Here is a 14,001-nt window from a genome sequence, read left to right as displayed (position 1 = left end):
CAATATAAAAGAATGTCGGCCTGACTTGTTAAGCCGGCCGACATAGGATTGTTTTGTTATTATTGGTCGAGTTTAATGTGCAATTCCCGAAGTTGCTCGTCATCGATCTTTGCAGGTGCATCGATCATAACATCTCTACCTGCATTATTTTTAGGAAATGCGATAAAGTCACGGATGGTTTCCTGTCCGCCGAGTATTGCTACCAGCCGGTCAAAACCAAAGGCGATACCTCCATGTGGTGGCGCACCATATTCAAAGGCATTCATTAAAAACCCGAATTGAGATCTGGCTTCTTCTTCGGTAAATCCGAGATGTTTGAACATGAGTGCCTGAAGATCTTTGTCAAAGATTCTTATAGATCCTCCTCCGATTTCATTTCCATTAAGAACAAGATCATATGCATTTGCACGTACAGCACCCGGGTCGGTTTCCAGTAATGGTATATCCGCTTTCTTTGGAGAAGTAAATGGATGGTGCATGGCGTGGAAACGTTCGGTTTCCTCATCCCATTCCAAAAGTGGAAAGTCAACAACCCAAAGCGGTGCAAATTCGTCAGGATTTCTGAGTCCTAAACGCTCAGCCAATTCCATACGTAATGCGCTTAACTGAGAGCGGACTTTATTGGTGTTTCCGGATAGTACACAGATGAGGTCACCTGGTTTTGCTCCTGTAGCTTCTGCCCATTTTTTCAGGTCTTCTTCATCATAGAATTTATCTACAGATGATTTGAAGCTGCCATCTTCATTGTATTTGGCATAAACCATTCCTAACGCTCCTATCTGTGGTCTCTTTACCCAGTCGATGAGGGCATCGATCTCCTTACGAGTGTACGCAGCGGCTCCAGGGACAGCAATACCCACAACCAGTTCTGCTTCGTTGAATATTTTAAAATCTTTATGTTTGGTAACTTCATTCAATTCGCCGAATTCCATCCCGAAACGAATATCAGGCTTGTCGTTACCATAGCGTTTCATCGCCTCATCATAGGTCATTCTTGGAAACGCTTCCACCGAAACGTCCTTGATCTCTTTTAAAAGAAATCTTGTCAATCCTTCAAAGATATTGAGAATGTCTTCCTGCTCAACAAAAGCCATTTCGCAGTCTATTTGTGTGAATTCAGGCTGGCGATCTGCACGAAGATCCTCATCACGGAAGCATTTCACGATCTGAAAATACTTATCCATTCCACCCACCATCAACAACTGTTTAAAGGTTTGTGGTGATTGTGGCAACGCGTAGAATTGTCCTTCGTTCATACGTGATGGAACTACGAAGTCACGTGCACCTTCTGGTGTTGATTTAATGAGATATGGCGTTTCGACTTCTATAAAACCTTCTTCAGAAAGGTAGTTGCGAACTTTCATAGCAACCTTATGGCGAAACATCAAACTGTTTTTTACCGGATTTCTTCGGATATCGAGATAACGGTATTTCATTCTGAGGTCATCGCCTCCATCAGTTTCGTCTTCAATGGTGAACGGAGGGAGTTTGGCCTTGTTCAGTATTTCAAGATCGGTAACCAGGATTTCAATAGCCCCGGTTGGGATATTCTTGTTTTTAGATTCACGTTCGATGACGGTTCCAGTGACCTGAATAACGAACTCTCTTCCGAGCTCCTTTGCTTTTTGAAATACCGTTGCGGGAGTACGCTCTTCATCAAATATCAACTGAGTGATCCCATAGCGGTCACGAAGGTCTACCCAGATCATAAATCCTTTATCTCTTGACTTTTGCACCCATCCCGAAAGGGTTACTGTATCATTGATTTGAGTTGATCTCAACTCACCACAAGTATGACTTCTGTACATGAAAAATTCTGAATTTAGGTGCAAAGGTAATAAGTTCGAAGGGCTATAGAAACAAATTTTAGCTTGGAAATTTATGTTTTCACAACAAATTCATGTTTTGGATGTCGTTCAGGGAATTTTATGATCTCAATTTGAGTTCTAATGTTAATTTAATGTTACGTAATTGTTGCTTGAAAGTAAATTATATCCTATATTTGTTATGTAAAGGTAAATTTACAGCAAACTGAAGTTTAATTTCAATACTGGTGATCATGAAAAATATACTTATGCTGGTGATGATGATGGTATCTTTCATCGCCTTTTCGCAAGACAAAGAGAACTCCCCTGTTTACACTATTGAAAATAATATGGTTAAAGCCACTTATTTTCATGATAATGGTGCTGTGGCACAAACCGGTTTTTATTTGAATGGTAAGCCACATGGTGAATGGAAGGCTTATGATGAGCAAGGTAAGAAGGTTGCTTTAGGAAATTACGATGAGGGTCAAAAAGTAGGAAAATGGTTTTTCTGGAAGAATGAGACTCTGAGTGAAGTTAACTATGAAGATAGCAGAATTGCTAGTGTAACCGAATGGAAAAGTGCCAATCCGGTTGTTATCAATAATGACTAATTCTGTATATAAAATTTATAGAGACCCGGTTTGACCGGGTTTTTTTATGTTCTTTTTTAAGAGGCTGTTCAGTGTTTTTAAACAACTTGAACAGCTTTTTGTACTTTTGCCAATATTTAATCGATTAGCATGATAAAATCCATGACAGGTTTTGGAAAGAGCATCGTTCAGCTTTCCTCAAAAAAGATAACCGTTGAATTAAAATCCCTCAATAGTAAAAGTCTAGATATCAATGCACGAATTCCTTCGAATTACAGGGAAAAGGAGCTTGATATGCGTACACTGATCGCAAATACTCTTGAGAGGGGTAAAATCGATCTAAGTCTTTATATCGAAATTACCGGGGAAGAGAGTAATGTTACTGTGAATACTGGTGTGGTAAGACAATATGTCGATCAGCTGAAGAAGGTGTATCCTGAATATACGAGTCCGGAGGATACTATTGAATTGATGAAGATGGCGGTAAGGATGCCCGATGCTTTAAAGACTGAAAAGGACGAGATCGATGAATCGGAATACGCGGTTATCGAAGGCGCTTTAAAAGAGGCACTTCAAAGTATAAACGATTTCAGAGGGCAGGAAGGAGCAATTCTGGAAAATGACTTTGTCAACAGGATCAAGGTAATTCTTTCCTTGTTAAAAGAAGTGGAAGCTTTGGATCCGGAACGTTTAGGTTCTATTCGGGAACGTTTGGAAAAGGCGGTATCCGATCTTAAAGAGAATGTGGATCAGAATCGTTTTGAACAGGAACTCATCTTCTATCTGGAGAAATATGATATCACCGAAGAAAAGGTGAGACTTGCTAATCATCTCGATTATTTTCTGGTAACACTTGAGGCAGCGGGATCTAATGGTAAAAAACTCGGATTTATTTGCCAGGAAATTGGCAGAGAGATCAATACAATAGGTTCTAAGGCGAACTATGCACCTATGCAAAAGGTAGTGGTGCAGATGAAAGATGAGCTTGAAAAGATCAAGGAACAAATGCTGAACGTTTTATAAAAGGTACGGAAAGAGGTATAATGAAAGAACGACAACAAGGAGGTAAACTCATAATTTTTTCCGCACCATCGGGAAGTGGTAAGACCACGATTGTTAAACATTTATTGCAACATCCTGAACTTAATCTTGAGTTTTCCATATCGGCAACATCCAGAGCGCCACGTGGAGAAGAGAAAGACGGAGAGCATTATTACTTTCTGAGTCTTGAAGACTTTAAATCACACATCAAGAAAGGTGATTTTTTAGAATGGGAAGAAGTTTATCGGGATAATTTTTACGGTACTTTAAGTAGTGAAGTAGAGCGTATCTGGGCAAAAGGAAAGAATGTTATTTTTGATATAGATGTTGCAGGTGGGCTTCGTATAAAAAGAAAATTCCCGGAAGAGACACTGGCAGTATTTGTGAAACCTCCGAGTATCGATGAGTTAAAGATACGCCTTAAAAAGCGTAAAACTGAAACTGAGGATAAGATCAATATGCGGATCGCCAAGGCTTCTGTTGAACTTGCTACCGCTCCTCAATTCGATGTCATCATTAAGAACTACGACCTCGAGACTGCCAAAAAGGAGGCTTATAACCTGGTGGCTAACTTCATCGGACTTTCGAATCAGGACGATACCGTCGCTTAATTCATTTCAATAAATGATGAAAAAGACCGGACTTTATTTCGGGACCTTCAATCCGATTCATATCGGACATCTGGTGATCGCGAATCATATGCAGCAATTCAGTGATCTGGACGAAGTATGGTTAGTGGTTACCCCTCAGAATCCTTTTAAAACCAAAATGTCATTGCTGGACAACCGTCATCGATATGAAATGGTGTATAAAGCTACTGAGGCCTATCCCGGACTTAAGCCGAGTGATATAGAATTCGAACTTCCGCAACCAAACTATACCATTCACACCCTTGTTCATCTTCAGGAAAAATATCCTGAAAAGAACTTTAGTCTAATCATGGGGGAGGATAACCTGAGTAATTTCCATAAATGGAAGAATCATGATGTTATTTTAAAGCATCATGAAATTTATGTGTATCCCCGTGTGGAATCAAAACCTCCTTCAGAGACGCTGAAGGATCATCCAAATATTCATTTTGTTGACGATGCACCTTTGATGGAAATCTCCTCGACATTCATCCGAAAGAGTATCAGGAAAGGTAAGATTGTACGTCCGTTGTTACCTGATAAAGTCTGGGAATACATCGAAGAAATGAATTTTTACAAGTGATGGGTGTTCAGGAAACCGGTGGAATTCTGAGTACCTGACCCGGATAGATCTTATTCGGATCTTTTAGCATTGGTTTATTCGCTTCAAAGATCAAAGGGTATTTCATAGGATCTCCATAGAAAGACTTTGCGATTTTGCTCAGACTGTCTCCTTTTTCAACACTATAGAATTTTGACATAGGTTCGTCGTTTACCATTTCCATCTGATCGTCAACGGATGCAATGCCTTTGGAATTACCAATAACAAGAATGGTTTTCTCCTTGGTTTTTCGATCTATAGCCTTACCGGTAACGGTCGCGGTCTCCCCATTTATCGATATGTTAAGTCCTTGTACTTCAAGTTTAAGATCCTTTATTGTTTCTTCTAATTTGGCAGCAGCTTTTTTATTTTTTTCGGCTAACAGCATTTCGTTTGCAGTAGCTTCAGTCTTTTCATCATGAATCTTTGTTCCTGCATCTTTATTAAAGTTGAATAGTCCCATTTTTAACGAATTGAATTTACGGTATTCAATTTAGTGAAAAGAAATCCGGATAGCAATTAAAATATTGATAATAAGGATATTAAGCACAAAAAACCGCTGCCAAGTAATTTCTGACAACGGTTTTTCAAACTAAATAACCAACCAAAAAAATCAACTAACTAAATTTCATTGCTGCATTAGCAATTAAGTTCAGAATTATATGATGTATCTTTCATAAACCATGCCATAATAATTCTGCTTGTGCATCGATTTTTAATAAAAACGTCGCATTGGTAGAAATCATTGTGTGCTAACTCATAAGTTAGTGTTAAAGTTTTATTTTGACAGGATGAGTTGGTAAATACGCTGAATTGGTATTATTTTTAAGTATTTTTGGGGCAAAATTTTATTGTTTTTATGGCTAAGGATATTAAGGTAGCGGTATTTGGCGGAGGAAGCTGGGCCACTGCCATAGTTAAAATGCTCTGTGAAAATATGGATGAGGTCGGTTGGTATATGCGAAGTGTATATGCGGTTGAGCACATCAGGAAACAGTATCATAATCCGAATTATCTCAGTTCAGTTGAATTTCATGTGAATCAGTTAAAACTGAGCAACGACATCAATGAAATGGTAGCGTATGCCGATTATCTGATCTTCGCGATTCCTTCTGCATTCCTGAATTCTGAATTGAAAAAGCTCAATGCCGATATTAGTAATAAAGTGATATTTTCCGCTATCAAGGGGATCGTTCCGGAAAGCGGACAGATCGTGGGAGAATTCTTCAGTGATAAATATAATGTACCCATCAATAGTGTAGGAGTACTGACAGGGCCATGTCATGCGGAGGAAGTGGCTTTAGAGCGCTTGTCTTATTTGACAGTTGCCTGTTTCGATGAGGAAAAGGCGAAGTTAATGGCTGCAAAGCTTGAAAGCGATTATATAACCACTAAGATCAGTGATGATATTATTGGTACTGAATATGCGGCGGTATTGAAGAATATTTATGCGATTGCTGCAGGGATAGCACATGGGCTTGGATATGGCGATAATTTTCAGGCTGTATTGATGAGCAATGCGATACGTGAAATGCGACGTTTTATAAAGAAGATTCATAAAATGAAGCGAAACATCAATGATTCTGCCTATCTCGGTGATCTGTTGGTTACGGGTTATTCTGTCTTTAGTAGGAACCGTATGTTTGGAAATATGATCGGGAAGGGATATACCGTTAAAAGTGCGATGATGGAAATGAATATGGTCGCAGAGGGGTATTATGCTTCGAAAAGTGCTAAGTTGCTGGCGGCAGATAAAAAGAAAAAGTCGCGTACTCCTATTATAGATGCTGTATATGAGGTTCTGTACGAAGGTAAAGAGCCTAAAAAGATTTTTTCAAAGCTTACAGAAAAACTCAATTAACAGAAATACGCGATTCTTTTGGATTATGAAAGGGATATTTTATTCAGTATCCCCATAAATACCCACATATAATTCGCCTTTACGGTTCATGGAAGCACGGTACATTCCGGCAGTGTTGAATTCCATAACAGCATTGCCTTCGTGATCGATACCGATGATTCCTCCATCACCTCCCATTTTTGAGAGTTTGTCCTGGATGACGAGTGATGATGCTTCAGCCAGAGTTTTGTTCCCATATTCCATCATTGCGGAAATATCATATGCGATAACCCCTCTGATGAAATACTCTCCCCAGCCGGTTGAAGAAATTGCGCAGGTTTTATTATTTGCATAGGTTCCTGCACCGATGACCGGTGAATCACCAATTCTCCCCCATCTTTTATTCGTCATTCCTCCGGTAGAGGTTCCGGCGGCAAGATTGCCATCTTTATCAAGCGCTACACAACCAACAGTTCCGAATTTCGAATCTTTGATGATCGGATCGTAGAAAGAAGCCTGGCCATCGTGATCTAACTCGGTTTTTTCTCTTTCCTTGATGCGTTCCAGCGACTTATAACGATTTTCTGTATAGAAATAGGAGGGGTCGACGATCTCCAAACCTTGTTCTTTTGCAAATTTTTCAGCTCCTTCCCGAGCCATCATTACATGTTCTGAACTATCCATAATAGCCCTGGCAAGAAGAATAGGGTTTTTAACGGTAGTTACTCCTGCTGCAGCACCGGCATTCAGTGTTTTTCCATCCATGATGGATGTGTCTAGTTCATTGGTGCCTTCATTTGTGAACACGGCACCCTTACCGGCATTGAATAGCGGAGAATTCTCCATAACCTGAATAGTAGCGGTTATCGCATCCAGACTGGTTCCTCCAGCTTCGAGTATGGTATAACCAGCTCTGATGGCCTCCTCGAGTTTCGCTCTGTATTCTGCTTCTTTTTCCGGTGTCATATTCTTTTTAAGAATCGTTCCTGCACCTCCATGAATTACAATACCGAAATTTTCCTTTTGAGGGGTTGAAATTGAGGTTTCTGATTCAGTGAAATCGGTGGAATTTTGTTCAGAATTTTCCTTACAACCTATTAATAAGAGTATTACAACGAGAATATGAAGTCTTTTATACATATATGTTTTGTTAAATTAGGAAAATGCCTAAGTTAGTTCTTTCCCAATCAAACCACAAGACTATTTTTTAACCTGAAATAGTTCTGAACTTCCCTTTTTACTTCTGTTATTGTTTATTTAGTTGCCCCTCAGCTAATAACCGTGTGCTTGAATTACTTTGAAATTATGGTTTGTCCCCCATTCTGACGCATGTACTTGTTAAAAAAGTATACCGTATGAATCATATTTTAAAAGTGTTGTCTTTGATGACTTTGTTAGTAATGTTTTCCTGCTCAAATGAAGAGGCAGAGATTTATGAAGTAACAGAAGAAGAGGTTTATGCAGAATTTCCTGAAATGGGGAAAGACGTGATGATCCTCACCAATGAATACAGATCAGAAAGTTATGATCTGAATACCCTTGAATTTAGCCAGGAGGCATATGATATGGCCTTAGCGCAGTGTATATATATGGCAGACAGCAAAAAGCTGGAACACGCAAACTTTTCGAACAGAGCTTCGAAGCTGGCCTCAAAGGTGGATGCTGATGCAGTGGCTGAGAACATTGCAGCGTATTATACATCTGCAGAGGATACATTTGTTGGTTGGACGTTAAGTGAAGGTCATAATAAGAATCTTCTTGGAGATTTTACCCACGCAGCTGTTGCTGTGATTAGCAACAGTAAGGGGGAGTATTTCTATACACAGGTGTTCTTTAAGAAGAATGTTTCACAGTTGGCTTCCGAATAGATGATGCTAATTTATAGTTTAAACGTAAAACCATCCAATACTTTCTTGTCATATTTTTCCTTGTCGAATTGATATAGAAAAGATCCTTTTCGAGAGGAATTCATGTCTTTTTCATCAAGCTTATGGAGAATGTCAAGTGCATTGATCTTATTGATAAAATTTCGTTTATCGAGTTTTTCATCCAAGATCGCTTCGTATAGTTTTTGAAGCTGTCTCATCGTGAATTTTTCAGGTAATAGTTCGAATCCCACAGGTTTGGTGGAGGTACGATGTCGTAAGCGGCGAATAGCATGTTCCACCATGATGTCGTGGTCAAAGATCAGTGAGGGCGCTTCAGAGATATTAAACCATTTCGCAGAATATTTTTCGATCAATTCCTCATTGTGATCCTCGATGTTGATCAGTGCATAATAGGCCACAGAGATAGTCCGGTCAACCGGATCGCGGTCTACTTTGCTGAAACTGTAAAGTTGTTCCATGTAAATGTTGTGAAATCCGGTTAGGTGATGCAGGATCCTGTTGGCTGCATTGTCCAGAGTTTCATGGTTTTTAAGGAATCCACCCATAAGAGACCACTTACCTTTTTCTGGCTCAAAATCCCTTTTAATAAGTAATATCTTTAGTTCTTCATTATCGAATCCGAAAATGATACAATCGACTGCGAGGAGCACTTTATCCTCTGTGTTATAATTATTTAACATGACCTGAATTTCTCAAACAAGATGTAAACTTAATTTTTTTTAATTAAAAAGACAATAACATCTCATTTAGAAAATCTTAACTATGGCTTTTTGTGATTACGGATATCTCTATTCTGAACCACTATTTATAATAATTTCTAAAAATAAATTTGCTTTTTTAAAAATTCTTTAAGTTATTTGGAAATGTAAAAAACACACTTATAACTATTTTAAACTAACTTAATATGATAAGGACTAAAGTTTTATCAGATTTTGACCGCAATCGATTTCGTATGAGATTTTCTTTTGTGGTCATTTTATTCCTGCTCATTTCTGTTAATCTTCATGCTCAGCAGACCGTGACGATTACTGGAAATATCACTTCAGGTGTAGATAATACACCATTGCCAGGAGTTAATGTTATTGTTAAAGGTACCTCTGTAGGTACTTCTACTGATTTTGATGGAAATTATTCCATCAATGCAACCAAAGGAGATATACTTGTATTTTCGTATGTAGGGTTTTTGAATCAGGAAATCCAAGTTGAAGATAATCTCTCAATCGATGTAGTGCTTCAGGAGGATTTCGCTTCACTAGACGAAGTAGTCGTTGTTGGTTATGGAACCCAGAAGAGGGAGGAAGTAACCAGTTCAGTTGCCGCAGTAGATTCTAAAGATTTTGTAAGTCCGAGTAGTGCTTCTGATATTGGTCAATTGATCCAGGGGAAGGTTGCTGGTCTAACCATATCTTTAAATTCAGGTGACCCAACGGCAACTACTCAGGTAAGGTTAAGGGGTACCAGTACCATTTTAGGTACTAACACGAGTCCACTTGTGTTGATTGATGGAGTTCCTGGTGATTTTAACACTGTAGCACCTCAGGATATTGAATCTGTGAGTGTTTTAAAGGATGGGTCTGCAGCAGCAATGTATGGTACCCGTGGTACGAATGGAGTTATTTTGGTAACTACGAAAAGAGCTTCAGGTTCTTACCAGAGTAGGGTGACTTATAACACAAGTATAAGTACACAACAGATCGCTCAACAACTGGATGTATTATCAGCCAGCGATTATCGCCGACAGATCGATGCTGGCGAAAGAGATCCAAGCTACGATATGGGTTATGATACTGACTGGCAGGATGAAATTACTCAGACTCCGATCAGTCACAACCACAATTTAACATTTAGAGGAGGTGATTTCAAAACGAATTATTTGGCTACATTAAATGTTCGCCAATTGCAGGGGATTTTTCTCAAATCCGATAACCAGATCATAACTGGTAGGGTAGATGTTAATCATTCAATGTTTGATGATAAGTTAAGGTTTAATATTGGCTATTTGATAAGAAGTGGTCAGTACACAACTACAGGTGACGGATATAGTTTCAATGGATATACCTATCGTCAGGCATTGATTCGGAATCCTACATCTCCAACACAATATGACAATGGGGTTTGGGATTCACCAGCTGACATTGCGAACTTTAATTATGATAACCCACTGGGGAGAATCTATGAGTCGGATGGAAAGAACCGAAATAATTTTTCCAGAATCAACGGGCGCGTTGTTTATAATCCGATTGATGGGTTAGAGTTATCAGCTCTTGTTTCTTATTCAAGATACAATGAAACCAGAGGGTATGCAGAATCAAAAAATCATATTTCTAATACCCGAAGTGGAGTAAACGGTTATGTTTCCAATGGTACAAGAGAAACTCAGGATCGTCTTGTCGAACTTACAGCACAGTATACCACAAATTTTGATAAACACAATCTTAATGTTTTGGGAGGATACAGTTATCAGGATAATTTATACCGTGACTACTGGATGACTAACAATGATTTCCAGACTGATGTTTTCGGGTATCATAATATTGGATTGGGACTTGGTATAGACAATGGAAGTACCTATGCGAATATTGGGGGTACCACTACGAAAACTAACTTGATAAGTTTCTTTAGCCGGGCTAATTATTCCTATGATAACAAATACCTTTTGCAGGCTAGTTTAAGATACGAAGCAGCCAGCCAATTGTATAAGACAGAAGATCCTTGGGGTGCATTCCCTGCTATTTCCGTTGGTTGGAGAATATCAGAGGAAGGTTTTATGGATAATGTGGATGAGATCAATGAACTAAAACTTAGGGCGGGATTTGGTGTTACCGGTACTCCTAATAGCAATGGCTTTGGTGCCGTAGCTTTACTAGGATATAGTTCGTATTTTTACTATAACGGAGAATGGATCAAGACCCTTGAACCATCTCAGAATGCTAACCCTAATTTGAAATGGGAAGAAAAGCATGAAACCAACATTGGTTTGGATTTTGGATTATTTGATAACTTGATCTCGGGATCCGTTGATTATTATCAGCGAAATATAAAGGATCTTTTATACGATTATTCAGTTCCAAGTCCACCAAACTTATATCCAACTACTCGTGCAAACGTTGGGGAATTACAGAACAAAGGGGTTGAAGTAGTTCTGAACATCAATCCGATTCAGACAGAAAATTTTGAATGGACATCTAGTCTAAATTTTTCAACGAATAAAAGTACACTGAAAAGTTTATCTAATGATATATACCAGTTGAGTTCAGATTATTTCTATACTGGCGGCACAGGGGAACCAATCCAGACTTTTACGCATATTGTTGAAGTGGGTGAGGAAATAGGTAATTTCTACGGGTTTAAGGTTGTCGATATAGATGAAAACGGTTTATGGATTTATGAAACCCCGGAAGGAGAGATTCAGAATTATAATGAATTCAGCCATGCTACCGAGGATAAACAAAAATTAGGTAACGGATTGCCTAGTTGGTATGCCGGTTGGAACAATAGTTTCAGATATAAGAAATTTGACCTTAGTATTACTATGAGAGGAGCCTTTGATTATCAAATTTTAAATTTTGACAGAATGTATCTGGAGAATCCTACAATTCAATATTATAATAGATTGACGTCTTCAGAGGATCTGGTTTTTGATAAGTCAAAATTGACTGCCGATTTAGAATATAACGATTATTATATTGAAGATGGGGATTTTTGGAAGATTGATAATATTACACTGGGCTATAATTTTGGTGCATTAGGTAAATATATCAGCTCTGCCAGAATCTACGCCTCTACCCTAAATACCTTCACCTTTACAGGTTACAAGGGAATTGATCCTGAAGTTGATAGAGGAGGATTAACACCTGGTAATGATTACAGAGATAAATACCCTACAGCGAGAACTTTTACTTTGGGTCTTGATATATCATTCTAATTAACTTATTAAGGATAATAAAATGAAAAAATTTAGATATACAATATTAAGCGTAGGAGTCGTTCTGTCACTTCTCAGTATTGGTTCCTGTACGCAATTAGAGGATGGAAATTATAGCACAATAGTTGCTGAAGATTTTAATCCTACAGATGAAGATGTGGCAGCATTGATCGGATCCGGTTATACTGCCTGGAGACAAACATTATTATTCTGGAATGGCGTTTGGCGTTCACAGGAAGTGACCGCAGATGAGATAGTTATTCCAGCAAGACCTAATGGATGGGTCGATGGAGGAATTTATAAAAGAATGCATCAGCATAACTGGTATCCGGAAGATGATAATGTTTATCAGGGATGGTATCGAACCTATGAAGGAGTAACCAATTGTAATAAATTGATCTATCAGGTGGATACAGGGTACATTCCAATGGATGAAGAGACCAAAAACGCCACTCTTGCTGAATTGAGAGTATTGAGAGCTTCTTACTTTTATATATTGATGGACCTTTATGGAAATGTGCCATTGAGCATTGATTGGGAAGTTGAAGAAGGATATTTACCTCAACAAAATACCAGACAGGAGGTTTATGACTTTGTTATAAAAGAAATCACTGAGAGTTTAGATGATCTAAGTGAATCAAACAGCAAGGAAATGTATGGCCGTTTTAATAAATGGGCCGCATATACACTTTTAGCAAAAATTTATCTAAATGCCGAAGTTTATACTGGAACAGCTCGTTGGGCTGAATGTATTGAGGCATGTGATGAAGTTATCAATGCAGGTGTTTATTCTTTAGAATCAAATCAAAAGAATGTTTTTATCACTGAAAATGAGAATTCTCCTGAAATAATTTTTGGATTAGCAATTGACGGTTCTTATACTACCGCATGGAACCAGTTTGATATTCATATGCAAACATTACAGCCATCTAATCAGGCGACTTATGAATTAACGCAAACCCCATGGGGTGGAATGTGTGCAATTCCTCAGTTTATCGATACATTCGATCCGGATGATAGCCGTTTAACTGATAATTTCATATACGGTCAACAATATACTTCTACGGGAGATATGATTTATTGTACTATGGGTGCTTTTACAGGTCAGCCATTAGCCTACATCAACGAAGTTCCGAGTGTTGATCAATCCGAAGAAATTCATGGATACCGTTTTGGTAAATTCGAAATTGCGAAAGGGAGCAATAATATTTTAAGTAATGATTATCCTGTATTGCGATATGCGGACGTAATAATGATGAAAGCAGAAGGGTTGTTACGTACAGGTAATGCTGATGCCGCAGCTAGTTTAGTGACTGAAGTGAGACAGCGGGCATTTGCAGCTAACCCTTCTAAGGCAGAGGTTACAGGAGCAGAACTTATGGAAGGTAGCTCTTATGATTATGGTTTAAGAACTGTGGATCAATCTTCAAACGAAGGTGGAGCAGATATCCAATATGGAAGATTTTTGGATGAACTTGCCTGGGAATTTAATCAGGAAGGTCGAAGACGACAGGACATGATTCGTTTTGGAGTTTTTGCAAACAAATCATGGTTCTCCCATAATGCGGGTTCAACAGGGGAGTACAGAGAGATATACCCTATTCCATTCGGAGCATTACAAACCAATGGAAATCTCACCCAGAATCCCGGTTACTAAAATGAAAAAATCAGTTAGTTA

General features: G+C 38.6%; 12 protein-coding genes. 8 read left to right on the top strand and 4 right to left on the bottom strand.

The window, feature by feature from the left end; genetic code table 11:
* Positions 1-59 precede the first annotated feature (59 nt).
* Positions 60-1,808 carry an aspartate--tRNA ligase gene (gene aspS, locus DMZ48_RS01205; protein WP_143953273.1) on the bottom strand — a complete coding sequence of 583 codons (1,749 nt, stop codon included), beginning with the start codon at positions 1,806-1,808 and terminating at the stop codon, positions 60-62.
* Between the two features lie 251 nt (positions 1,809-2,059).
* Here aspS and DMZ48_RS01200 point away from each other — a divergent pair, with 251 nt between their 5' ends.
* The 4 genes from DMZ48_RS01200 (at position 2,060) to nadD (ending at position 4,651) form a co-directional block, all read left to right on the top strand.
* Positions 2,060-2,419, top strand: a complete 360-nt coding sequence (locus tag DMZ48_RS01200; protein ID WP_143953272.1) for a toxin-antitoxin system YwqK family antitoxin — start codon at positions 2,060-2,062, stop codon at positions 2,417-2,419.
* Positions 2,420-2,548: 129 nt separating this feature from the next.
* Positions 2,549-3,421: a YicC/YloC family endoribonuclease gene (locus DMZ48_RS01195; RefSeq protein ID WP_143953271.1), complete on the top strand. Its 873-nt coding sequence runs from the start codon at positions 2,549-2,551 to the stop codon at positions 3,419-3,421.
* 20 nt (positions 3,422-3,441) lie between these two features.
* A complete protein-coding gene (gmk, locus tag DMZ48_RS01190) occupies positions 3,442-4,050 on the top strand; it encodes a guanylate kinase (protein ID WP_143953270.1) in 609 nt (202 codons plus the stop codon).
* Positions 4,051-4,066: 16 nt separating this feature from the next.
* On the top strand, positions 4,067-4,651 hold the full coding sequence (gene nadD / locus DMZ48_RS01185; RefSeq protein WP_143953812.1) for a nicotinate (nicotinamide) nucleotide adenylyltransferase: 585 nt from the start codon (positions 4,067-4,069) through the stop codon (positions 4,649-4,651).
* Positions 4,652-4,658: 7 nt separating this feature from the next.
* Here the strand turns inward: nadD and lysM are convergent, their stop codons facing one another.
* A complete protein-coding gene (gene lysM / locus DMZ48_RS01180) occupies positions 4,659-5,132 on the bottom strand; it encodes a peptidoglycan-binding protein LysM (RefSeq protein ID WP_143953269.1) in 474 nt (157 codons plus the stop codon).
* A gap of 396 nt (positions 5,133-5,528) precedes the next feature.
* On the opposite strand from lysM, the gene DMZ48_RS01175 reads away from it, so the two are divergent.
* Entirely contained in the window at positions 5,529-6,530 is a 1,002-nt protein-coding gene (locus tag DMZ48_RS01175; RefSeq protein WP_143953268.1) for an NAD(P)H-dependent glycerol-3-phosphate dehydrogenase, read from the top strand.
* Positions 6,531-6,569: 39 nt separating this feature from the next.
* Here DMZ48_RS01175 and DMZ48_RS01170 read toward each other — a convergent pair whose 3' ends face one another.
* On the bottom strand, positions 6,570-7,649 hold the full coding sequence (locus DMZ48_RS01170) for an isoaspartyl peptidase/L-asparaginase family protein (RefSeq protein WP_143953267.1): 1,080 nt from the start codon (positions 7,647-7,649) through the stop codon (positions 6,570-6,572).
* A 215-nt stretch (positions 7,650-7,864) separates the two neighbouring features.
* On the opposite strand from DMZ48_RS01170, the gene DMZ48_RS01165 reads away from it, so the two are divergent.
* Entirely contained in the window at positions 7,865-8,377 is a 513-nt protein-coding gene (locus DMZ48_RS01165; protein ID WP_143953266.1) for a CAP domain-containing protein, read from the top strand.
* Between the two features lie 11 nt (positions 8,378-8,388).
* On the opposite strand, the gene DMZ48_RS01160 is transcribed toward DMZ48_RS01165, so the two are convergent.
* Complete coding sequence (locus tag DMZ48_RS01160) at positions 8,389-9,078, bottom strand: NUDIX hydrolase (protein WP_143953265.1); 690 nt, start codon at positions 9,076-9,078, stop codon at positions 8,389-8,391.
* A gap of 224 nt (positions 9,079-9,302) precedes the next feature.
* On the opposite strand from DMZ48_RS01160, the gene DMZ48_RS01155 reads away from it, so the two are divergent.
* Positions 9,303-12,323, top strand: a complete 3,021-nt coding sequence (locus tag DMZ48_RS01155) for a SusC/RagA family TonB-linked outer membrane protein (RefSeq protein WP_199287917.1) — start codon at positions 9,303-9,305, stop codon at positions 12,321-12,323.
* Between the two features lie 22 nt (positions 12,324-12,345).
* A complete protein-coding gene (locus DMZ48_RS01150; protein WP_143953264.1) occupies positions 12,346-13,980 on the top strand; it encodes a RagB/SusD family nutrient uptake outer membrane protein in 1,635 nt (544 codons plus the stop codon).
* Positions 13,981-14,001: the final 21 nt, after the last annotated feature.

The sequence above is a fragment of the Robertkochia solimangrovi genome, from assembly GCF_007279655.1.
In the GTDB taxonomy this organism is placed as follows: Bacteria; Bacteroidota; Bacteroidia; order Flavobacteriales; family Flavobacteriaceae; genus Robertkochia; species Robertkochia solimangrovi.
This window is presented reverse-complemented; position numbering and strand designations above follow the sequence as displayed.